Genomic DNA, 23,244 nt, shown 5'->3' with positions numbered 1-23,244 from the left:
ATTAGCCTGGTTCGCCAGGTTTTCTTTGTTTAGACCCAATGGCTTTATTTTTCTGGTGATTTCGTCTGCAATCTGGTGTAAACTAACATTAATTAGGATGCTCAATAATTTTATATAAAAACCAGTTAAATCAATTTGAGCTTTAATAATGAGAAATTTTAACTTAGATGAAGCGATTCAAATTGCCAATAAATTAACATATAAAACATTTCAAAGAAACTTAACAGATGTTGAGATTATTATCCTTAAAGGAGCATGGAATAGAGAAGAGTATGATGCCATAGCAGCCAAGTATCAATATGCTACCAGTTATATAAGTCAAGATGTAGCTCCCAAACTTTGGAAAACTCTGACGGAAGCTTTGGGAGAAAAAGTCAGAAAAAGTAATTTCAAAGAAGCATTAAAAAGACATTGGCAGGAATATATTTATCAAGAAAATATTGAGCAAGAGTTCCCTAGCAATATCTCATCAATTAATTTTAATTTAATAAAAAATGAAGAGAAATTTCAAAATTCTAACTCTTCGGAAAATCAACAAAATTTTATTCCTAATATTTATGTAGAACGTCATAATATTGAATCTATTTGTTATGAAACAGTCAAGCAACCAGGCTCTCTGATTAGGATTAAAGCTCCCAGTCTCATGGGTAAAACATATCTGATTGATAAAATCCTATCTGAGGCAGCACAGGACAAATATCGTACTGTTAGTTTAAGCTTTGAATTAGCTGACAGTAGTACTCATTTTAATAATCTGAATAAATTTTTGCGCTGGTTTTGTATTAACATTAGTCGGGAATTAGGATTAGCAAGTGAGTTAGATGAATATTGGGACGAAGAAGGTATGGGAGCAAAAGTTAGTTGCACAACCTTCTTTGAAGAATACTTATTAGCACAAGCAGATACGCCTCTTGTCTTATGTCTAGATGATGTAGATATACTATTTCCGTATCCGGAAATATATGAAGATTTTTTTGGGCTTTTGCGTTCTTGGTACGAAAAAGCAAGAAGTCGTAAAGTCTGGAAAAAATTACGTTTGGTAATTGCTCATTCCACGAATGTCTACATTAGACTAAATATTAATCAATCTCCATTTAATGTTGGGTTACCAATTGAATTACCAGAATTTACCCATGAGCAGGTAATATCACTAGTTCATCAACATTCTTTAAACATAGATGCTAAAACAATTGAATCACTTATGCAACTTGTTGGAGGTCATCCTTACCTATTAGAACAGGCTTTTATCTACATGAAAATATATCCCCAAGTTACCATTACACAAATTTTAGAGCAAGCAGCTACAGATGCAGGTATTTACAGTCATCATTTACGGGAACAGTGGTTAAACCTACAACAGCATCCAGAATTGGCTGCGGCTTTTAAAAAAGTTATTGTTTCTCCGATTCCAATACAAATAGAACCTGTGTTAGCTTATCAATTGCAGAGTATAGGATTGGTGAGACTTTTAGGAAACAAGGTAGAACCTCGTTGTCAGTTGTATAGTCAGTATTTTTCTCAACATTTGAGTCATATTTAGATGAGTCCAGAACTCAATTCCCCTTATCAATATCAAGTTGGAGGAAGCTTACCCCCAGATGCTTCTACCTATGTTCTTCGCCAAGCAGACAGTGAACTTTATCAGGCTTTATTAGCTGGGGAATATTGCTATGTTCTGAATTCTCGCCAAATGGGAAAATCTAGCTTGCGAATTCAGACTATGTATAAGCTACAAGCAGAAAATATCGTCTGTGGTGAAATTGAACTCAGTGGAATTGGTAGTCAAGAAATTACAGCATCACAATGGTATGGCGGTATTATTCAGGAATTAATTAGCGGTTTTGAATTGCGAGTAAATCGACGTAGTTGGTTACGGGAACAGGATGATTTATCTCCCGTGCAAAAGTTGGGAGAATTTATCGAAAAAATCTTACTGGTACAAATTAAGGAAAATATTGTCATCTTTATTGATGAAATCGATAGTGTTCTCAGCTTAAGTTTTGCAACTGATGAATTTTTTGGTTTAATTCGTAATTGCTACGAAAAACGAGCCAGCAAACCTGAATACAATAGACTTACCTTTGCACTGTTGGGAGTTGCTACCCCCTCAGAGTTAATTCAAGATGAATATGCTACACCTTTTAATATTGGTAGAGCAATTGAACTCAAAGGTTTTCAATTACATGAATGTGCTGTATTAGCAGCAGGTTTAGCTGGAAGGATTAGTAATCCTCAAGCAGTGTTAAAAGAAATATTGTATTGGACTGGGGGACAGCCATTTTTGACCCAAAAACTGTGTTGGTTAATTAGCCAGGAATCAGAATTGCAAACACCCCAATCAGTTAAAAGATTAGTACAGCAACGCCTGATTGAAAATTGGGAATCCCAAGATGAACCAGAACATCTGCGAACAATCCGAGACCGGATTTTAAGAAATAATTGTGCTAGTGAAAAGTTACTGCTACTCTATAAAAAAATTCTGCGTCAGGGAAAAATCCCAGCCAAAAATTGTTACGAACATTTAGAATTGCGCTTATCTGGTTTGGTAACCCAACAACAGGGGAATTTAGTGGTCAAAAACCCGATTTACGCATCTGTGTTTAATCGTAATTGGGTTGAGCAACAACTGCTAGCTTTCGAGGAAACTAGGACTTCCATCCCTCCATGGACTGCAATTTTGGCGAGTTTGGCGATCGCTTGTTTGGCGATCGGTGTTCGCTCCCTTGGTTTCCTGGAAGCATGGGAAATGGGAGCTTTTGACCATTTGCTGCGACAAAGACCACAGGAAGAACCAGACAAAAGACTATTATTGGTAACTATCACAGAAGAAGATGTACAATCTCAACCCTTAAAAGAAAGAGGATCTGCTTCTTTATCCGACCGTTCCCTAGCACAAATTGTCAGCAAATTAGAGCAATATGGAGCGCAAGCCATTGGTTTAGATATCTACCGAGAAATCCCAGTGGGAGGAGATTATGGGGAGTTAGCCAAAAGCATGGGAAATAGCGATCGCTTTTTTGCTATCTGTAAATACCAAATTCCCAAGGTTCCCGGAGTGTTCCCCCCGCCAGAAATTCCTCCCCATCGTCAGGGATTTAACAATGTCTTGTTGGATCGAGATAGAGTTATTCGCCGAAATTTATTAGCTGTGGGTAATGCTTCTCCTTGTCAAAGTAACTACGCCTTTAGCTGGGTTTTAGCAACTCGTTACTTAGCAGAACGGGGAATTCAGATTGAATTTACCCCAGATAATTATCTCAAATTAGGCAAAGCAGTATTTAAAACTTTAGAAAAAAACACTGGTGGCTACCATAATATTAATCCTAGCGGTCACCAAGTACTATTAAACTACCGTGCATCTAGTGATATTGCGGTGAAAATTTCACTGCAAGAATTACTGAAAAATCAGTTTAATCCTGATTTAGTCAAAAATCGCATTGTACTAATTGGTACAACTGCTCCTAGTTTTAACGATGATTCCTGGCTTACCCCTTATAGTAGCCGTTGGTCGGTGCAAACTATGTCTGGGGTAGAGATTCAAGCACATATGGTTAGTCAAATCCTCAGTACAGTACTAGATCATCGACCTTTGATTTGGACTTTACCTGAATATGGAGAAGTGATTTGGATTTTTGCTTGGTCTTTGATAGGAGGTTTCCTAGCTTGGTATCTGCAATTCTCTTCCGCATATATCAAACGAATACCACTACTAATTATACTGCCTGGTGGTATAGCTTTGGCTATTTTATACAGTATTTGTTGGGTGTTATTAGTAGTACAGGCGGCTTGGTTACCTTTAATTCCTGCGGGTTTGGTATTAGTGGGTAGTATTGGTAGCTTGGTAGTTTATAAGACTTATAGTTCAAAAAATAATTAATAAACGTTTCCCTAAATACCCGACTTTTGGGAAAAGTTGGCGTTCTTGTTTCTGAACGTAATTTCGGATTGGTATAGCAATGAACGCTACATGGTTGTTACAATCCAATCTCTCAACCTGAATTAATCTGAATTAACCTCAATTATCTCAATTCACCTCAATTTTTATAGTCCCCAATTCTCCTCAACTATTAAAAGAAAATATTGAGCATACTTTAGTCATCAGGTTGATTAAACAATTTAATCAACAATATCAGTTAATTATCAGAACTAAAGGGAGAAATTAAAATGGCTACAATTACAGGAACAATATACAACGACAACAACACTTTTAACGGGCCTGGAGCGCCATTTAATTTTAAGTTACAACTGAACGGAACTTGGGATAATGATGTTATCTATGGGTTAGAAGGTGATGACATATTATTTGGTGATTTGGGTAATGACACGCTGTATGGTGGTACTGGTAAAGACACAATGGAAGGTGGCTTAGGTGATGATATTTACATTGTTGACAATACTAGCGATCAAGTCATTGAAGGACTGTGGTCTGGAATTGATACTGTAAGAACCTCAGTCACCTACACTCTAAGCAATAACGTAGAAAACTTACAGCTAACTGGCAGCGCTCTCATCAACGGCTCCGGTAATAATCTCGATAATGCCATTGACGGTAATAGTAATAACAATAGTCTATCCGGACGAGATGGCAATGATTTATTACGGGGTTTGGGAGGAAATGACACGCTGTATGGTGGTACCGGTAAGGATACCTTAAATGGCGGTGATGGTAACGATCGCCTGGTTGGTGATTCTGGCTTTGATGTCATGATTGGTGGTAGTGGAAGAGACGTATTTGTGCTTGGAGATCAAAATAAACTTTACTACGATGGCGGTGCTTTGCTAGATGAATATGCACTGATCAACGACTTTAAACTAGGAGAGGATATTATTCAGATCCAAGATAATCCACCAGGATATTATGATTTCAGGCTCGGTAGTTTCAATGGAGTTACGACTGTAGATATTTACGCCAGACCCTTGTGGGATGGCTTCGGTGGTGAACTAATTGCCAAGGTACTAGGACATAGTAATATCGCCTCTATAGAAAGCAGTACTATAGAAGTCTAAACTCAGCTAGATGATTTACCAAATTGCGGTATTAGATCCCCGACTTCTTTGAGAAGTCGGGGATCTGAAAAAAGCAAATCTTCACAAATTATTCATCCGCAATTTGTAATTACTTGCATCATAAAATCAGACTATTATCTAATGTACAGGTGCGAGATAATGGTTTTGAGGAGAGCAAGAAATGCAGTTATACGGGAGAAAACTACAGTGCTTCAGACTGAAACCTTTATTATTAGTCAGTTTGGGCATTTATAGCTTGTTTGTCTATCCCAAGCCTGTCTTAGCGGAATCTAACAATTCACATATTAAAAATTCTCAGCAACAGCAAAAACAAGTTGTCTTCATCCCACCTCCTCCTCCAGACAGGGGAACTCCCCCAGCCAGTGAGGGAACAGGAAGTAGGGGTGATTGTCTTTATCAGTCCAATAAACCACCACTCACAGCTTTAGTAGGTACTTATAATTTACAGTTAACTGTGGATGAAAAACCTAAATTATGGGTGTACATACCCTACACCAACAAAGAAGCACCGGAGGCAGAATTTTCTCTGCAAGATGGAGAGAATGAAGTTTATCGGACTCGGTTTCAATTAGCTCAAAAATCGGGTATTTTCAGGATAAATTTGCCATCTCATACCTCACCTTTGGAAGTTAATAAACAATATCGCTGGTATGTAGATATTAATTGTTCTAGTGCTGGAGAATCTCAGCAATCATCAAATCCTGCTTCTTTAACAGGAATCGTTAAAAGGGTGGAACCATCTTCTGCACTCACCAGAGATTTAAACTCTGCCAACACACCAATCGAACGTATTAAAATCTATGCCAAGCATAGCATTTGGTTAAATACTTTAACAGAAATAGCAAATTTGAGATTCAACGAACCAGAAAATATTAGTATTAAACAAATCTGGGTTGATTTATTAAGTCAGCAGCAAGTTGGATTAGAAAAAATTGCTCAAGAACCAATTGCTGGAGATATTTTTTTAAGTGGAAATTAATTTACAAACGGTATTAAAGCATTTTTCATGTAAATGAAATACACTGGTAGGGGCACAACGGCCGTTCATTGGCATCAACTTAACGTGAAACTCTTATCCTACCTCGCTCCCATGCTCTGCGTGGGAGCGATGATCGTGAGGCTCCGCCTCAATTTATCTCAACAGGAGGCGGAGCCTCCCAATACGCATTTCCAGGCAGAGCCTGGAAACGAGAGTTTCAAAAGCTTTGAAGCTCAAGTTGACATGTATGAAAATTGTTGTACCCTGACGATAGATAATCTGTACTTACAACCAATTGCCTATTAAAATGAAAGGTGCCCAATGATAAGGACGATTGTAATCTGTATTGTCGTAGCCTTTCAAAAAGGCAAGTTGAGTATTTCTCAGGGCTTCTGCTTTAGTTAATTTAGGATTATTCAAATATTGGTAAAACTTAATCATAAATTGGGCTGTGGAAGCATCATTAATTTGCCAAAGGGTAGCCAAAGTACTGCTTGCACCTGCACGAATAGCAACCCCTGCTAAACCCAAAGCAGCGCGTTTATCTCCTGTGGCTGTTTGACAAGCACTCAAAACTAATAATTCCACAGGAGTCAGCTTTTTAAAGTCATTTACTTGTAGTAAATTATCCCAATCTTTTACTTGAATACGTTGATTCCAATCTAGAATATAAGTCTGTTCGGGGTTGGAACTAAACTTACCGTGGGTGGCAATATGAACAACATTAACAGAACTAGAATTAATCTGGTTACGGATATTTTTTTGGATAAATTCTTGGTTTTCTAATTTTTGAGCGTGGTTTACTTGCTCACCCACTTCCAATAATTCCAATTTGACGTTTTCTAATGGACTTAACCCTTCTTTCTCAAAACTAGGCGCATTAGTTGCTCCAGCAATTAACGCTTTGAGATTTTTTCTTGATAGAGGTTTGGGGGCTAAAAGTTGCAAGCCTGGAGTCACAGCAACAGCGTATTTTTCTATGAGATATTTTTCCCCATCATGAAGAACTGATACGGGAATATTCTGTAAAGATCCATCTAGAACAAATACCAAGGTTTTAATTGAGTTTTGATTACCATCTTTGGTAGTATCTAATTCTTTTTCAAACGGTTTAATTAACCAATCATAAAATTGCTTTGATGCTGTTTGTATTTGTCTGGGGGTTGTGCTTCTTTTTGTTAATAAAATCCGCAGGTTTTTAACTGCTTCATCTACTTGTATTGTAGAGAGATTTTGATTTGTATAGTGACGCAGATTATCTACCCCAGGCAATTTTAATATTACCTCCAAACGATTTTCTAATGTAATAGGATAAACCACCGCAGCCTGAGAATCTAAATTATCAATATTTACCGCTACGGGTTGAACACAAGCATCACGAAAAAAGTTATCTAATTCGGCTAATTGCAATGCTTCAATTACATTACGTGCTTGGATTAAGTTATCTTTGCTAACTTGGGGATAACGTAATAATAAATCTACTAATTGCCTATATACTGGTTCTACACTCTCACGAAAAGAAAACTGAACTTCTGGAGAAAGGGCAACTAAATCACTACGTAATCTATTAAGGTTATTAAATGCTTCGGTGTAATAAGTAATTGCCTCACTAACTGCTTGTTGCTGATTTTCTGCTTCAGCCTGTAAAATCCTTCCCATCTGCCATTGCCATTGATAAGCGATATCCGGCGCATTTATCCCTTGGGCAATAACTAGGGCTAATTGTGTATATTTTTTAGCTAATAGCCTAGATTGTTGTTTTTCGTGTAACTTACCAAGAGTACCCAAAGCATAAGATTCGGCTCGTCTATCGGCTAAACTCCTAGCTTGTGTCACCGCAGTATCTAATATCTGTGCAATATTTACCGAGTTAGCTATCTCTTTTTTCCCATTTTCCAATTTGAGCAAACTTGCAGCGAAATTCACCTGTGCATATACAGCAGCGCGACTGGCGGGTAACTGGACAATTGGTTTGGCGATCGCTAATAATAAAGGCTCAATAGCTGCTGTCTGTTCCGTCTCTATCAATAAACTTAGCTGATTGAGTTGTGCTTGAATTTTTGTAATTGGTGAAGTTGTCACCTTTGCTGCCTGTTGATAATAATTTACAGCTTCTTGAATCGACTGTGCAGCAGCTTGCGGATCTTTAATAGCTTTTGCTCTTCTAGCGAGAGCTAGTTTAGTATTTCCCAAACTCAGCAATATTTTATCTTGAACAGATTCGGTAGTTTTTAATTTTTCTGCGATCGCTAAACTTTGCTCTAGAAGCTTTTGAGAGCGTTCTAAATCACCTCTTTGCCTAAGTATATTACCGAGATTATGTAAACCTGTAGCCTTAAGTTCAGAGTCCGGTTGTGCTTGCAACTTTTCTTCTATATCATTAATCAGCTTATACCCTTGGCGGTAAAGTCCCAATACCTGCAATGCTTCAGCTTGATTGCTTTGGCTACCAATTATACCTACTGTATTACCAATCTCAGCATAAAGACTGGCGGCATTTTTCCATATTTCCACAGCAGCTGTAGCATTGCCCTTAGCTAATTGCAGATTTCCTTGCGCATTCAACACTTGAGCGCGAACCTGATGCCAACTATTTTTATCTGGTAGTTTTTCCAGTATTGACAAGCTAGTATTAATTGCAGCTTCTGCTTCAGGTAAATTACTTAATTTTTGCTGAGATAGAGACACAAAACTTAATGCCTGAGCTTGCTGAGGTAAATCTCCTTGAGTTTGATAAATTTGTGCTGCTTGCTGTAATAATTGTGTTGCGGCTGAAAACTGTCCAGCATCATAATACTTTTTTCCTGTTTGCAGCAATTCTAGGGGTGACTGTTGTGCTTGAACAGTCAGCAAAACCGGAATAGTGACACTGAAAATTAGCCCCAAAGTGGCAATTAGGAGAAACCTCAGCAGGCGTTTCATTAGCTTTCCCTCAACATCCGGCAATCTAGAGGATGTAACCAAGTACCTTGTGGGGTTACCTTAGCTGGTTTCGCCGTCAGAATGACATCGCCATTATTATGAGTTATCCAGCCTTGTGCTTCCACAATTTGTTGAGATTCCTGGCTTTTTTTCTGTAATTGATTGTTTCCTCTTCCTGGCTTTGGTGTAGATAACCCTTGTTCTTCTGCTATGTGCCAATCTTCCCAGGTAGCGCCCCCTTGGAGGATATCATAGGGAGTAACAGGTAACCCACCACGGCCTGTTACTACAAATTCACTTCCCTGACGAGCAGCAGTACACAAGTTCTGATTAATTAATCCTGCCACATCAACAACACTTTCCGGCAATTCTTCCAATCCCCGCGAAGGGTCTACTTCCGGTGTGTTGATAGATACCTCACCATTAACACCTAATTCCGAGCTAGCAGTAATATCGCTCAATTCTGTTAGACGTGGCTGTGACTGAATACCAAAAATACCGTTTGTGGCAATGTTAACTTTGCCGCCTGTACCACTGAAAGCATTAGCAGTGATATCACTATCTTCATTGGGAACAGCGACTATAAAAGGGGTATTAATGGTGATGTTACCGCCATCGCCGCCAAATTGTTGATTTCCGGCTGTGGTGGTGATTTGACTGCCGTTGCGTAGTAATAGTAAGTCTTGCAGATTCAGGTTAATATTACCGCCAGTATTGCTGCGAGTTTGGGCAGAGATTTGTCCATTATCGAGAGTCAACAAACCTGCAAACAGTTCTACATCGCCACCAATACCCGTACCTTGACTATCTACTGCTATTTTTGCACCATCTTGAATAGTGACTTTTCTGGGGTCGATAAAGATATTACCACCGTTACCTTGGGATTCTGGGGTTGTATTTGCAAATATACCAGTATCGGTTCCCGTGAGGGTGATGTCATCGGTTACTTTTAAGGTGATGTTTCCTGCTTTGTTTTCTCCAGAGGTGGTAGTGCGGAGTTGTCCACCATTGGTTGCTGTTAGGGAGTTGGCGTTTATGGTGATGTCATTGCTTTTACCGCCAGAAGTTGCGGCAGAAATCCTCGCTCCGTCTTCTACAAATAGCTTATCGGTGGTAATTTCTACTTTTCCTGCATTTCCTGAACTTTCAGTTTGAGTAAATAAACCACTGCTGAATTGACCATTTGCCGAAGTACCAATTAATTTGACTTGAATGGCACTTACTTTTAAATCTCCAGCATTCCCTTTACCTCCTGTACTAGCTGATAAGAGTGCTCCATCAGTTATTGTTAAGTTGTCAGTCTCAATATTTAAGTTGCCTCCATTTCCATTAGCTAATGGAATGACTTGAGTCAACAAAGCACTGGGAGATCGGCCATCAATCGAGGTTCCGATTACTTCCACTTCAGTCGCAGTAATTTTCAAATTTCCTGCTTTGCCATCACCAAATGTACTAGTTTCTAACTGTGCTCCATTTGCTACTGTCAATTGGCCAGTTTCAATAATTAAATCACCCCCATCTTTGGTAGCTGTGGGATTAACTCGAGTAGCTAAACGAGTGGAAACTTGGTTATCAGGCGAAGTGCCGATAACTTCCACTTTATTCGCGATAATTTTTAAATTTCCTGCTTTCCCACCGCCAAAAGTGCTAGTTGATAAGAGTGCTCCATCGGTTACTATTAATTCGTCAGTTTCAATAATTAAATCACCTCCATCTCCAGTAGCCGATGCATTAACTTGAGCAAACAATCCACTGGGAGCTTTGCCATCCCTTGAGCGTCCAATTACTTCGACTTGATTCGCAATAATTCTTAAATTTCCTGCCTTCCCACTGCTAAAAGTGCTGGGTCCTATTTGTGCTCCCTCAGCTACAGTTAATTTGTTAGTTTCAATAGTTAAATTACCACCATTTCCAGTAGCTGATGAATTAACCTGAGCAAACAATCCAGTGGCAAACCTGCCATTACCTGAACGACCAATTACTTCTATATCAGTTGCTTTGATGAGCATCTCTCCAGCATTTCCTTTACCCAACGTACTAGTTGATAAGATTGCTCCATTGGCAACTTTCAAACGTTCAGTTTCAATAGTTAAAACTCCTCCATTCCCGGTAGCATTACGCTCCACTTCAGCAACTAATCCACTGGGAATTCTGCCATCTGCTGATTCGCCAATTACTTCCACAGACTTTGATCTGATGGTTAACTTTCCAGAATCTCCTATGCCATAAGTATTAATTGATACTATTGAACCATCAGCTACTTTTAAAAAATTAGTCCTAATCGTTAAATTTCCTCCTTTTCCGGTAGCATTTGGCAGTAGTACTTCTGCAAATAAAGCAGTAGTATATAGTTCAACTGAGTCAACAGCATTAATTGCCAAAGTTCCGCCTGGCTCTGAACCTAAAGTACTAGCATCTATTGAGGAAAAGTCATAAAAAGTAATGCGCCTTCCTTGCAATTGCACATCACCGCCACCTTCACCACTCACATTCGCAAAAGACGAATTAAAATTAATATCTTGAAATTCTTTAACACCCTCATAGTCAAGAGAAAACCCATCATCAGTAGGTTTTACATTCACTAAACTATTACTAGCGACACTCCCCAGTTCAATTCTGCCTCCTCGTGATGTCAGAATACCACCGTCTAAAAAAACATCACCACCCACAAGTGCTAAAGTCTTACCAGGTTGTACCCGTAAACCAATATTATTAAAACTGGATTGATTTAAAATACTTCCAGCATTGTTGCCATATTGCAGCCCTGGTGTCAAATTAACCTGCAACAATGGGGCTGCTTGGGGATTAGTTGCACTAAATTCCAACCCATCACCAAACACAAATGAATTCGCCGTACTCGCAACAAACGAACCTCCCAGATCCAACCGTGCATTTTTCCCAAACACAATTCCATTTGGGTTCATCAAAAATAAATTCGCGTTACCATTTACCCCTAAAGTTCCCAGAATATTAGAGACTTTACCCCCCGTTACTCGCATCAAAATATTCTCAATTCCTGTGGGATTGGAAAAATAAACCCTTTGCAAGTCTCTAATATTAAACTCGGAAAAACTGTGAAATAAATTTGCTCCCCTTGTAGCGCCACCATCAATCCGTTCAGCAGGTAACCCTTTAATATCAACATTAGGAGTTACTTGTGAAGCCTCAGTTCCTAAACTTCCATCTGGGGTAATTTGGGCATTTGCGGCGTTTCCCCAAAATGCTGTAATGAAGGCGATTGTGAACCATCCAACGAAAACATTACGCGAAACAGGCATCGATACACAAATTGCTCTAGGAGAGACGAAATCGCTAGATATGCTGACAATTTTTTACCATTTCTCATGTTACAAAATATATGCTTTTTTACATTTGTTTATAATTACGGTAAAAGAATATTACATGACTCTTGAATAAATCTAGTCATACCAATTCTATGTGAGGTTGCACATTAAAGCTACAAGGCTAGAAGCCTTGAGCTAAACAAACAAAGGCTGCCTCCGCAGGCTAATAATATGCATTTTCATATTGAAATGGTATCAGATAAAAATAATAAATTAGCAAATTTATAGTATTCTGGAATAGCAGCCCACATTCTATTCATCAATGCAATTCAAGAATCCCCCGTTTTATCAACAGGGGAGTGTCAAAGTTCTTCTGCTTCCTGCTTTTTTCAAAGAACTGTTTCTCGTGTTAACTCCGCATTAATGGGTTTAACCAGATAAATCCGCAACATGTGCCAGATAATAGCCGCGATCGCTGGTACTTTCAGCCAGAACTTGACAAACTTAGAGCGATCGCTCTTGTTAATCTCTGCCAATTTCTGATTATTTTCAAAACACTGCTCTAATCGCCAGAAAAATTCCGGGTGATTAGTATCTAAAATCAACGGAAATGCACGGGCGGCGGTATTATTTGTCTCCCGAATCACTTGCTGATTATACTTGCGCGGATGTATACCGATAGATTGGTAAAAACTAGCACGTTCAAAGACTGTAATTGTATGGGTAACAAACACCGTCAGCAAAAAGAACCGCACCCACAACCGCGCTTTCCAGTTCTGCCATAATTTTGGTTGTGACCTGAGTAACGCTTTAAAGAAATCTCCATGTCGATTCTCATCCTGACACCAACTCTCAAATTTTCGGAAGAGGGGATAAAATTGATATTGGGGATTTTTCTGCAAATGCCGATACATTAAAATATAGCGCCAGTACCCAATTTTCTCCGATAGGTAGACTGTGTAAATAATCCACTCTGGCGGAAAAAATGTATAAGTACGATTTTTGGTCAGATAGCTCAAATCTAAGGAAAGATTAAAATCAGCCATTGATTTATTGAGAAAACCTGCATGGCGGGCTTCATCTCTTGCCATTAATTGGAAAGCTTCTGCCAAAATTGGGTTCTTTTCTTTCAGGCGGCGCGACAGTTCTTTAAACAATAAAAACCCAGAAAATTCGGAAGTACAAGAACGCTCTAAAAAGTCAATAAAAGAACGTCTTGTTTCTCCTTGAATGCCATCCCAACATTGTTTAAATTCATCATCCCGCACAAAATGATGGCGGTTATAATCAGCCCTTAGTTCCTCAACAATTGCTAATAACTCAGTCTCATTGGCGGAAATATCTAACTTCTCCATCGCGGCGAAGTCAGTAGTATAAAACCGGGGTGTTAATAATGTTTCCTGCACAGGCGCTTTAATACCTGGCTTCAGCATCTGAGGCTCCGGAGTTTCAAGAGACTTCACCATCGAGAATCCTTTTATGATTAAATCTTCCAATAGTTATATAAGCATAAAATATTGTTCTAAATAGTTAAGTTCTGCAAATGGAGGGGTTGACGGTTGACTGTTGACGGTTGACGGTTGACTGTTGCCCCATGCCCAATGCCCCATGCCCATTAATATGTGCCTTCACACACAGACAAAGATAAAGAAATATTAATAGCTTAATAGTTATACAAAGAGAAATAGTTAAATAATTTTGGGAGAAAGAAAAATGGCAGCGATGCCTTAGGGCAAGAACCATTGGTTCTACGCATCGGCATGATATGTGCTGGATAGAGTGATGCGAATCCTGCCTTACCCCAGAATAACAATTCTCTAGCTCTGGCATTGACTGTGAACTGGCAGACATCCTGAGTCTGTAGCTCATTTGCCGAGAGTGCTGACGATTGAACATGAAGGAAGTACAAATCCTCAACACCTGCGTAAGTCCTGAGTTCAATAAGTTATTCGATTCACATATGGGAAAGATGCGGACAAAACAACAGGGAACTCTTGTAGAGACGCGATTGATCGCGTCTCTATGATGAATCGCGTCTCTACAAGAGCGATGAATCGCGTCTCTATTACCCCATACAAGCAAAAACTGCTAGGTCGCATTGTCGCATTACTTCGGAGGTTTTGATGGTTTTTCTCTTACCTGGTGTCAAATTCGATCTGGAGATGATCCAAAAGTATGATGCACCTGCACCCAGATACACCAGTTACCCACCTGCTACTGAATTAAGCGAAGCATTCACCCTAGATGATTTACAAAATGCGATCGCAGCTTCAAATCAAAGAAAAACGCCCTTATCTTTATATTTCCACATCCCTTTTTGTCAGAGTGCTTGCTACTTTTGCGGCTGTAATACTGTAATTTCCAACAACAAGAATATTGCCAAACCTTACCTAGAAAATTTGGTTAAAGATATTCAGCAAACCGCAGCTTTAATCGATTCTGAGCGCAAAGTTCTGCAAATTCATTGGGGTGGTGGTACGCCTAATTACTTAGAACCTGAGCAAGTAGAATTTATCTGGAAACATATCACCCAACACTTTACTATTGACCCATCGGCAGAAATTTCTATTGAAATTAATCCTCGCTATGTCGATAGAGACTACATTTTATTTCTGAGAAAAATTGGGTTTAATCGCATTAGTTTCGGCATTCAAGATTTTAATCACGAAGTTCAAGTAGCAATCAATCGCATCCAGTCAGAGGAAATGCTATTTGATGTCATGAGTTGGATTAGAGAAGCTCAATTTGAGAGCGTAAATGTAGACTTAATTTATGGGTTACCTTATCAAACTCGGCAAAGTTTTCGGGAAACCATCAAAAAGACAATTGCATTAGATCCTGACCGAATTGTAGTTTTTAATTTTGCTTATATTCCCTGGATTAAACCAGCACAAAAAAATATTCCTGAATCAGCTTTACCTCTTCCCCAGGAAAAGTTAGAAATTCTCAAAATGACCATTGAAGAATTAACCAATAATGAGTATATGTTTATTGGGATGGATCATTTTGCTAAATCTAACGATGAATTAGCGATCGCGCAACGCAATGGCACTCTCAAGCGGAACTTCCAAGGCTACACCACCCACGCGGAAACGGAACTTTTTGGGTTTGGTGCTACCTCTATCAGCATGTTAGAAGATGCTTATTTCCAAAATCACAAGCAACTGAAGGAATATTATCAGGCGATTTCTACAGATACTTTACCTTTGAGCAAAGGAATTAAACTCAATCAAGATGACATTATTAGACGGGATGTCATTATGAGTATTATGTCTCATTTTCAATTGCATAAACAAGATATTGCTGATAAATTTCAAATATGTTTTGATGAATACTTCAGCCACGAATTAGAGATGTTAAAGCCCCTAGAAGCTGATGGGCTAGTTAGTTTATCTAAAAACTACATCTTAATTACAGATATTGGTCGATTGTTAGTGAGAAATATTGCTGTGATTTTTGATAATCACATGAGAAAGAAGGAAAAACATTTCTCACGAGCAATATAGGCGATTCAGATCCTCACTAATCCTCAAATCCCGCCGTCACCATAGAATGGTGCGGCTAATTTAACAAAGCCTGCGAAGGCAGGCTTCGTATCTATAGCCCCAGGCTTCCAGCCTGCGGGCGATATGTCGGGTAAGCACATCAATATATTCTAGAGGGCATGGCATTGCCATGCCCCTACCATTTATGGCATTCTTTTTTCAAACCATAAAACTTAATGCCAAAAATCAATCCAATGACAAATGACCAATGACAAATGACCAATGACTATCGCAAATTCGCCGGAACATTTTCCGGAACTACCCAATAATAAATAGTTTTACCATCAACATTTAATGTCTGTTGAGGTTTCCAATCGCCCATATCAAAGGCGTGGGAAACAATCCGAGTACCGGGTTTGAGTTCTTTAAATAATTTGGGGCGGAGTTTGATGTTAACATCAGGTAGCAAGTAGAGCGTCACTACTGTAGCTTGACTCAAGTCGGTGTTAAATAAATCTTGCTGGACAAACTTAACGCGATCGCTTACTCCAGCTTTTTGTGCATTCTGATTAGCTTCGGCAACTCTTTCGGGATTGATATCTATACCTACGCCTTGGGTACCGTATTTTTGAGCGGCTGTGACTACTATTCTGCCATCACCACTACCAAGGTCGTAAAGTACATCATTCTTACCCACTTTAGCAACATTTAACATTGCATCTACCACAGGCTGAGGCGTAGGAACGTAGGGAACATCACCAGGACGTTCTTGGGGTTGTTCTGTGGTTGTAGTTGCTGGTGCTTCGGTTTGCTGAACAGTTACGGCTGGTTCTTGAGTATCTGCTTCTGAACTTTGCTGTTGAGTTGTACAGCCAGTAATCCCAAAGCTGACAACACTAAAGCCGGTAGCTAGTAAAAGCAGAATTTTGGATAAATTCATCACTAAACTCCTAATTATTTTGGTATTTGGGATATTTGAAAATGGGCATGGGGCATTGGGCAAAAGTCAAATAGAATTCATAATTTTGAATTTTGAATTTTGAATTTTGAATTGTTTGTCCCCCTTTCCCTTACGCCCTTCGTTGACGGTATTGATTCCACAAAAATAGGGGTATTCCTGCTGCGACAACTGCGACGCCAAGGACTGCACCTACTCCGGTATAAACTAAGCTGGAGTAGAGCAGATAGGCGCACACTGCACAAAAAAGTAAAGGTGTGAATGGATACAAAGGTACGCGAAAAGCTCGTTGTATTTGCGGTTCGCGTTGGCGTAATACCAGCAGCGATATCCCGGAAAGCAGGAAGAAAAACCAAAACACTGGGGCGGTGTAATCCACCATTGTTTCAAAGCCTTTGCGGGTGAGGGTACCCAAGATAACCAACCCTAAGGCGATCGCACCTTGCAAAAGTAATGCATAGGTAGGTGTGCTGGGGCGTTGTCGCCAATGTCCCATGAAACCAAACAGCGCAAAATCTTGCCCTAAAGCGTAATTAGTCCGCGCCCCGGTAAAAATTGTGGCGTTGGTTGCGCCTAATGTACAAATTGCAATCAGTAGACTGACAAAAAAGGCTCCGGGTGCGCCCCAAAGCGATCGCATTAAATCTGCGGCGACGGCTTCCGATTGCGCCATGTTTGCTACACCTAAGCCTCGCAGGTAAGCCCAATTGATTAGCAGGTAAATAGCGGTAATAATACCAATACTCAAGAGGAGCGATCGCAAAATATTGCGGCGTCGATTTTGGATTTCTGCTGCAATATAAGCTGCTTCGTTCCAGCCACCGTAGGATAACAGCACAAACACCATTGCTAATCCCCAGTTACCAGATGTTGTAGATTCTACAGGGATGGTAGTATCAGATGTGGCAGTTAAGCCGATAATTACCACCAGTAATAAACCTAAAACTTTCGCCGCAGTGAGTAAATTTTGCGTCCATTTACCTTGTTGCAAACCGACAATATTCAAAGCAGTCAAAAGTGCGATCGCAACTGCTGCATATATAGAGGGTGAAAATGTCCCCAACCGCCATATCTGAGAAGCATAGTCACCAAAGACAAATGCTAACAGTGCAATCGAACCTGTTTGAATTACTGTCATCCTCGCCCAAGCAAATAAAAAGGCGATTCCCTTGCCAAAAGCCCGTTTTAAGTAATAATAAACACCACCAACATCAGGATAAGTTGTGGCTAACTCTGCATAGCACAATGCGCCTACCAAAGAAACTGCACCACCAACTAGCCAGAACAGCAGTACCGCAACATCGCTACCTGCATAATTCGCAACTAAAGCTGGGGTTTCAAAAATCCCTGCTCCGATGACAATTCCCACAATCAGCGCCACAGCATCCGGTAATGTTAGCGATTGCTTGGGCGTGGCTATTTCCGGCGATCCTACCTGCTCAATTAAACTGAAGTTTTCACGTCTAGTCACTGGTACTCCTGATTGTTGTTGAGCGCTCAAGGGGTATTCTGTATTTAAATTTCATCATGTTGATAGCAACAGAATTACCCTCCTCTTGATACTCAAGACTAAAAAATTACTTAGCTTTAGTAAAAGCTCATAAGATTATTTATGCAGCTTAAAAGCGCAACATTTATATCTAAAAATATTTAGATTCATTAACACATCTATAAAAAGACAGATAAGCAATTTATTTCTCAAGGTAGAAACAGATAGCCTAATGTTTATAGCCTTGAGCAAAACAGCACGAATTGAAAATATCACTTGTGATTTTCATATTTTTTATCAAGCAATCAACATAATTCAATACAGTTCAGTTAAGGATAAATGTAGGTTGGGTTGAACGAAGTGAAACCCAACAAATCGCCGAAAATGTTGGGTTTCGTTCCTCAACCCAACCTACGCGGTTTAAGGTTTTTGACGCTAACTGAACCGTATTGCAACATAATTAGCTTAGATAGTTCTTAAAAATCTAGAAAATCTTTATCTATCTTTCGGTTGTTACATTTATCTCAACTGGTAGAAACAATTTAGATAGTTAATAGATAAATTATGTAATAACCAGACAAGATTTCTGAGGATTTTATGAATATTATTGCTTGGGTTGTCTTAGGACTTTTAGCTGGTGCGATCGCGAAAGCAATTTATCCAGGTTATCAAGGTGGCGGTATCCTTTCTACAATCGTCTTAGGGATTATCGGCGCTTTCGTTGGTGGAAGCCTCTACACGCTTTTACAAACAGGAACTTTACAAATTACTGCTGCTGGCGCTGGATTTAGTCTAACAGGTCTATTTATAGCTGTAATTGGTGCAATTATTGCTATTTATTTATGGGGACTATTGAACAGAAGCAGCAGAGCGTAATAATTACTAATTCGTAATTCGTAATTCGTAATTAAATCAGACAGGATAAATGTAATTAAGTACTCTTCGCCAACATCAGCATTACTTGTGAGTACGGATTACGAAGGATGAATTATTAATTTGTTTAACCACATTATTGTTTCAGGGAGAACCAAGAAATGTTTTTTCATAAAAAAGAACCGATTCATGTAGTAAACGTTAGCGAGGCGAATCCTCGGTTTGCGCAGTTACTCCTCGAACAATTTGGTGGAGCTACAGGAGAACTTACAGCTGCTCTACAATATTGGGTGCAATCTTTTCATGTCGAAAATGCTGGTATTAAAGACATGCTACAAGACATTGCTATTGAAGAGTTTGGTCATTTAGAAATGGTGGGTAAACTCATTGAATCCCATACAAAAAATACCGATCAAACAGAGGCTTATAAAAGTACTCTCTTTGCAATTCGAGGTATCGGGCCTCACTTTTTAGATAGTCAAGGTAGCGCTTGGACTGCAAATTATATCAACGAAGGTGGCGATGTAGTCCGCGATTTGCGAGCTAATATTGCAGCCGAAGCTGGTGCGCGTCAGACTTACGAAGAGTTGATCAAGTTAGCTACAGATGATGGTACCAAAAAAACATTAGTCCATCTGTTAACCAGAGAAATTTCTCATACCCAAATGTTTATGAAAGCACTGGATTCTCTGGGTAAATTAACAGATCCACTTTTTGGTAATATTCAACCAGATGAAACTGTCGCTCTCTACTACAATTTATCTACAAACGGTAGCCAAGATGAGCGCGGCCCCTGGAATTCTGAACCAACATTCAAATATATTGCCGACCCGCTACAAAAGCATTCCTAATTAACTGAGGAATAACATAATATGAGCCAGTTAGAAGTTAATTCTCTGGCTCATTTTTCCGGATAAATAAAGTTAAAAGTATGGAGAATTAACTAGTGATTGTAAATACTACATCCGATGGTTGGGAAATTATTTATCATCGCGCACATGCTTTATTAGCAGCACAATTAGCAGGACAATGGCGGCGTAAAAATGCTCCACCTCGGTTATATGAAACCCTCGCCGCAATTTCTCATCATGATGATTTAGAGAAAGAATGGGAAGAAGATATTGTCACCGAAGCTGGTGCGCCAATGGATTTTACCTTAGGTAAAGATGTACTTGTAGATAAACAAATAAATTTAGTCAAAAATGCTCGTTATCGCGGACGCTGGGTAGCTTTATTAATTTCTAGACACGTGAGTTATCTATATGAAGGAAATCGCGATCAGAGTCCAGAATTAGCTAAATTTCTTGATGAGCAAGTAGAAAATCAAAAAAAATGGACTAAAGAATTAGGAATTGGAAAGAAAGATGTAGACGCAGCTTATGCATTTATGCAATGGTGCGATCGCCTTTCTTTAATTCTCTGTCAACAACAACTACCTGAGGATGAACGCTGGTTAGAAATTAGCAAAGGCCCTGACGATGAGCGTTATGATATTATGCAACGTAACGATTCTTTAGTAACTGTCAAACCTTGGCCGTTTGAGAATGAGAAATTTACAGTCAATATCGAAGCCTGTAAAATAAATCAGTTGAAATTCAAGAACAGCGCTGAACTTACTCAAGCACTCCAAGAAGCACCGATCAAAATCTTGGAGTGGACATTTGTAAAAAGTTAGCTATTTAATTCACAATTGTACAGACGCGATTAATCGCGTCTCTGATTATTAATATTTATCTTGCTTAATTGCGTTATACACATTGCAATTCCTTTTTCATAATAAGCTGCTTCATTGATGAAAACAGGATACACTGTAGATTCTCCTGCATAAACTATTTCTTTACCCTCAAAATTTAAAAATATCGGCTCTCCCGGATGCAATGGTTGATAATCCTGAAATTGTAGTTTTGGATGAATCATTGCTTCAATTTCTCCTATCTCATTTCGGGGATAGTCGATGGTTTCAATGCTGTGATAAACGTTGATATTATCTTTTACAGGCGGTGCTGTTCCCTGATTATGAGCTTCTAAATAATCTAAAATAGCGTGAATAATTGTTTCAGTTTCTTGAAATAATGCAGCATTTAAAACATTTTGCGCAACTGCACCAACTTCTAAGGTACAGCCAAATTCACAAATTGAATCTAAGTGAGGTCTGAACTTTTGTTGACTGGTAGAAAATAGGATATTTACTTTAGGACTTATTGATGTCAAATAAGCTCCTAAATGCAGATTTAATGAATTCTCATTACCTAAAATAATAGTCAGCCCCATATTAGCTGTAGAACTATGTAAATCAATCACAAAATCTGCTGGCTGACTACCTTGCAAGCCAAAAGTTTGATGAATTAATTTGGCTTGTTGCGCTTCATAACTAGCCAAATTTGGGTTTTCTAAATCTTCGCGGAGAAAACAGCGATTTAAATCTGTATCTACGTATCTTTTACCGATCGCACTCGCTTTAGGATTGGCGATCAATGTCCGACTCTCAAAACTTGAACGCTGAATTAAATGAGGCGATCGCTCAAATTTTTTAACTAGATAAATTCCGGTGACTTCATTTCCGTGAGTTCCACCAACAATTACAACACGCTTAATTTTGCTCATATTCCTACTGATTACCCCGATAACCTGAGACGTTCTTGGGATGAATCTTGCTCAATAGTCTCTATTTGTCAATATAAGGGAAAGCAACTATATTTAAGATATTTTTTGCACAAGTACACTATATATAAAAAATATAGTAATAAATATAGGACTTACGCAACTGGCACAATTATCTTCTGGTCTAAGAGTCCAGGGTCAAGGGTCAATAGTCAAAAATTAAGGTTTTTTGGACTTTGGACTTTTGACTCTTGACAACCTAAACGAAAAAAATATGACACTTGCATAAGTCCTAAAATAATAGTGGTTTGGGGAAGCGATGGAACTTCGACATTTGCGCTACTTTATTGCTGTGGCTGAAGAAAAAAACTTTAGCTACGCAGCTCAACGTCTGCATATAGCGCAACCTCCCCTCAGTCAACAGATTAGCGCTTTAGAAGCCGAAATTGGTGTTAAATTATTCGATCGCAAAAAGCGCCCTTTACAACTTACATCTGCAGGACAAGTATTTTTAGAAGAAGCGAGATTAGTTTTAAATCAACTAGAACAAGCGATTTTTCAAACGCAAAGGGCGAGTCGCGGCGAAATTGGCCAGTTAATCATCGGAACCAATAGTTCTGTGGCTAATAGCGTGCTTCCGGAGATGTTGCGCACATTTCGCGATCGCTTTCCCCATGTCAAACTTATATTGCGCGAACTCACAGGTTCCGAACAAATTCAAGAACTCCTCAATCGTCGTCTCGATGTCGCATTCGATCGTTTATCCCATTCCCATCAACAAGATTCTCACTTGAGTTATTTACCCATTGTCCGCGAATCCTTAGTGATTGCATTACCCGCTAGCCATCCCCTCGCCAATCTAGCAGAAATTCCTCTCGCTGCGATGGCTAACGAACCTTTTGTGCTACCTTCCCCAGAAATTGTCCCTTCCTATACAGAAATTATTAACCTCTGTCAGCAAGCTGGTTTTTTCCCTAAAGTTGTCCAAGAAGCAACTTGGACAATTACTGTTCTCAGTTTAGTTGCTGGCGGTATGGGAGTTGCACTGTTACCTAGCAACGTGCAAAATCTACAACGTACAGGCGTAGTTTATCGCCCAATCCAAGGTGCTGATTTCTCTCGCGAGATTGTCGTTGTTTGGCGACGAGAAGATTCATCGCCCGTTTTACAGGAATTTCTCAAGGTAATTCGGGAGTTAACCTACTCTCAAATTTAGTGAATAGGACTTACGCACACTCTATGAACTCTTGGCGTTCTTGGCGTCTTGGTGAAGCAGCCGCAGTCTTGGCGCTTTGCGTCGATTGCGAACTGCTGAACCCGAAGGGCGGTTCCATAAATTAAGCTTTTTGGCAATTTTTGCTTAAGTCCTGGTGAAGTTAAATGTCGCGATTGCCTTGCTTATTCTTTGTAAAATATATTTCTTGTATATGAAACAAAAAACACCTGGGAGTGTTGCCGTGTTTCCACCCCGGGTGTTTTTCGTTTTAACTTGCTCCTCACACACAACTAAACGATATCATCCGTTCAATTTATAGTCGGTATTCTAGATCACATTTTCCAAAAAAATTAAACTTGGTGGAAAATGGGCATTGGGCATTGGGCATAGGGCATTGGGCATTGGGCAT

General features: G+C 39.3%; 15 protein-coding genes. 9 read left to right on the top strand and 6 right to left on the bottom strand.

Features of this window, described 5'->3' with window-relative positions; all coding sequences use genetic code 11:
• Nucleotides 1-148 precede the first annotated feature (148 nt).
• From H6G08_RS13990 to H6G08_RS13975, 4 genes are all read left to right on the top strand, one after another.
• A complete protein-coding gene (locus H6G08_RS13990; RefSeq protein ID WP_190543341.1) occupies nucleotides 149-1,540 on the top strand; it encodes an AAA-like domain-containing protein in 1,392 nt (463 codons plus the stop codon).
• Complete coding sequence (locus H6G08_RS13985) at nucleotides 1,541-3,877, top strand: CHASE2 domain-containing protein (protein WP_190543339.1); 2,337 nt, start codon at nucleotides 1,541-1,543, stop codon at nucleotides 3,875-3,877.
• A 287-nt stretch (nucleotides 3,878-4,164) separates the two neighbouring features.
• Complete coding sequence (locus H6G08_RS13980) at nucleotides 4,165-5,007, top strand: calcium-binding protein (RefSeq protein ID WP_190543336.1); 843 nt, start codon at nucleotides 4,165-4,167, stop codon at nucleotides 5,005-5,007.
• 181 nt (nucleotides 5,008-5,188) lie between these two features.
• A complete protein-coding gene (locus H6G08_RS13975; RefSeq protein ID WP_190543333.1) occupies nucleotides 5,189-6,007 on the top strand; it encodes a DUF928 domain-containing protein in 819 nt (272 codons plus the stop codon).
• A 285-nt stretch (nucleotides 6,008-6,292) separates the two neighbouring features.
• Here H6G08_RS13975 and H6G08_RS13970 read toward each other — a convergent pair whose 3' ends face one another.
• From H6G08_RS13970 to acsF, 3 genes are all read right to left on the bottom strand, one after another.
• Complete coding sequence (locus H6G08_RS13970; protein WP_190543331.1) at nucleotides 6,293-8,929, bottom strand: CHAT domain-containing protein; 2,637 nt, start codon at nucleotides 8,927-8,929, stop codon at nucleotides 6,293-6,295.
• The gene (locus tag H6G08_RS13965) at nucleotides 8,929-12,207 is read right to left on the bottom strand and encodes a two-partner secretion domain-containing protein (protein ID WP_190543328.1); all 3,279 of its coding nucleotides are present in this window, start codon (nucleotides 12,205-12,207) and stop codon (nucleotides 8,929-8,931) included. Before H6G08_RS13965 ends, H6G08_RS13970 begins: the two co-directional genes overlap by 1 nt.
• Nucleotides 12,208-12,602: 395 nt before the next feature.
• Nucleotides 12,603-13,679 carry a magnesium-protoporphyrin IX monomethyl ester (oxidative) cyclase gene (gene acsF / locus H6G08_RS13960; protein ID WP_190543325.1) on the bottom strand — a complete coding sequence of 359 codons (1,077 nt, stop codon included), beginning with the start codon at nucleotides 13,677-13,679 and terminating at the stop codon, nucleotides 12,603-12,605.
• A 657-nt stretch (nucleotides 13,680-14,336) separates the two neighbouring features.
• Here acsF and hemN point away from each other — a divergent pair.
• Entirely contained in the window at nucleotides 14,337-15,719 is a 1,383-nt protein-coding gene (gene hemN, locus H6G08_RS13955; RefSeq protein ID WP_190543323.1) for an oxygen-independent coproporphyrinogen III oxidase, read from the top strand.
• Nucleotides 15,720-15,984: 265 nt separating this feature from the next.
• On the opposite strand, the gene H6G08_RS13950 is transcribed toward hemN, so the two are convergent.
• Nucleotides 15,985-16,638 (bottom strand): SAM-dependent methyltransferase, encoded by a 654-nt coding sequence (locus H6G08_RS13950; RefSeq protein WP_190543320.1) that lies wholly within the window; start codon nucleotides 16,636-16,638, stop codon nucleotides 15,985-15,987.
• A 130-nt stretch (nucleotides 16,639-16,768) separates the two neighbouring features.
• A complete protein-coding gene (locus H6G08_RS13945) occupies nucleotides 16,769-18,127 on the bottom strand; it encodes an APC family permease (protein WP_190543317.1) in 1,359 nt (452 codons plus the stop codon).
• 615 nt (nucleotides 18,128-18,742) lie between these two features.
• Here H6G08_RS13945 and H6G08_RS13940 point away from each other — a divergent pair.
• The 3 genes from H6G08_RS13940 to H6G08_RS13930 all read left to right on the top strand — a co-directional run bounded on the left by H6G08_RS13940 (nucleotide 18,743) and on the right by H6G08_RS13930 (nucleotide 20,693).
• Nucleotides 18,743-19,021 (top strand): GlsB/YeaQ/YmgE family stress response membrane protein, encoded by a 279-nt coding sequence (locus H6G08_RS13940; protein ID WP_190543314.1) that lies wholly within the window; start codon nucleotides 18,743-18,745, stop codon nucleotides 19,019-19,021.
• A 158-nt stretch (nucleotides 19,022-19,179) separates the two neighbouring features.
• A complete protein-coding gene (locus tag H6G08_RS13935) occupies nucleotides 19,180-19,869 on the top strand; it encodes a manganese catalase family protein (protein WP_190543311.1) in 690 nt (229 codons plus the stop codon).
• Between the two features lie 95 nt (nucleotides 19,870-19,964).
• Nucleotides 19,965-20,693, top strand: a complete 729-nt coding sequence (locus H6G08_RS13930; protein ID WP_190543308.1) for a DUF3891 family protein — start codon at nucleotides 19,965-19,967, stop codon at nucleotides 20,691-20,693.
• A gap of 29 nt (nucleotides 20,694-20,722) precedes the next feature.
• Here the strand turns inward: H6G08_RS13930 and H6G08_RS13925 are convergent, their stop codons facing one another.
• Complete coding sequence (locus H6G08_RS13925) at nucleotides 20,723-21,622, bottom strand: aspartoacylase (protein ID WP_190543304.1); 900 nt, start codon at nucleotides 21,620-21,622, stop codon at nucleotides 20,723-20,725.
• A gap of 316 nt (nucleotides 21,623-21,938) precedes the next feature.
• Between H6G08_RS13925 and H6G08_RS13920 the strand changes: the two genes are divergently transcribed.
• Nucleotides 21,939-22,835: a LysR substrate-binding domain-containing protein gene (locus tag H6G08_RS13920; protein WP_190543301.1), complete on the top strand. Its 897-nt coding sequence runs from the start codon at nucleotides 21,939-21,941 to the stop codon at nucleotides 22,833-22,835.
• Nucleotides 22,836-23,244 lie beyond the last annotated feature (409 nt).

The sequence above is a fragment of the Calothrix anomala FACHB-343 genome, from assembly GCF_014696435.1.
Taxonomy (GTDB): domain Bacteria; phylum Cyanobacteriota; class Cyanobacteriia; order Cyanobacteriales; family Nostocaceae; genus Aulosira; species Aulosira anomala_A.
Note: the sequence above shows the minus strand (reverse complement) of the source record. Positions and strands in the feature narration are given on the sequence as shown.

Excerpts from the sequence above, each read along its gene's own strand:
- H6G08_RS13990 (WP_190543341.1), top strand. The coding sequence starts at position 149 with ATGAGAAATTTTAACTTAGATGAAGCGATTCAAATTGCCAATAAATTA.
- H6G08_RS13985 (WP_190543339.1), top strand. The coding sequence starts at position 1,541 with ATGAGTCCAGAACTCAATTCCCCTTATCAATATCAAGTTGGAGGAAGC.
- H6G08_RS13980 (WP_190543336.1), top strand. The coding sequence starts at position 4,165 with ATGGCTACAATTACAGGAACAATATACAACGACAACAACACTTTTAAC.
- H6G08_RS13975 (WP_190543333.1), top strand. The coding sequence starts at position 5,189 with ATGCAGTTATACGGGAGAAAACTACAGTGCTTCAGACTGAAACCTTTA.
- H6G08_RS13970 (WP_190543331.1), bottom strand. The coding sequence starts at position 8,929 with ATGAAACGCCTGCTGAGGTTTCTCCTAATTGCCACTTTGGGGCTAATT.
- H6G08_RS13965 (WP_190543328.1), bottom strand. The coding sequence starts at position 12,207 with ATGCCTGTTTCGCGTAATGTTTTCGTTGGATGGTTCACAATCGCCTTC.
- acsF (WP_190543325.1), bottom strand. The coding sequence starts at position 13,679 with ATGGTGAAGTCTCTTGAAACTCCGGAGCCTCAGATGCTGAAGCCAGGT.
- hemN (WP_190543323.1), top strand. The coding sequence starts at position 14,337 with ATGGTTTTTCTCTTACCTGGTGTCAAATTCGATCTGGAGATGATCCAA.
- H6G08_RS13950 (WP_190543320.1), bottom strand. The coding sequence starts at position 16,638 with ATGAATTTATCCAAAATTCTGCTTTTACTAGCTACCGGCTTTAGTGTT.
- H6G08_RS13940 (WP_190543314.1), top strand. The coding sequence starts at position 18,743 with ATGAATATTATTGCTTGGGTTGTCTTAGGACTTTTAGCTGGTGCGATC.
- H6G08_RS13935 (WP_190543311.1), top strand. The coding sequence starts at position 19,180 with ATGTTTTTTCATAAAAAAGAACCGATTCATGTAGTAAACGTTAGCGAG.
- H6G08_RS13925 (WP_190543304.1), bottom strand. The coding sequence starts at position 21,622 with ATGAGCAAAATTAAGCGTGTTGTAATTGTTGGTGGAACTCACGGAAAT.
- H6G08_RS13920 (WP_190543301.1), top strand. The coding sequence starts at position 21,939 with ATGGAACTTCGACATTTGCGCTACTTTATTGCTGTGGCTGAAGAAAAA.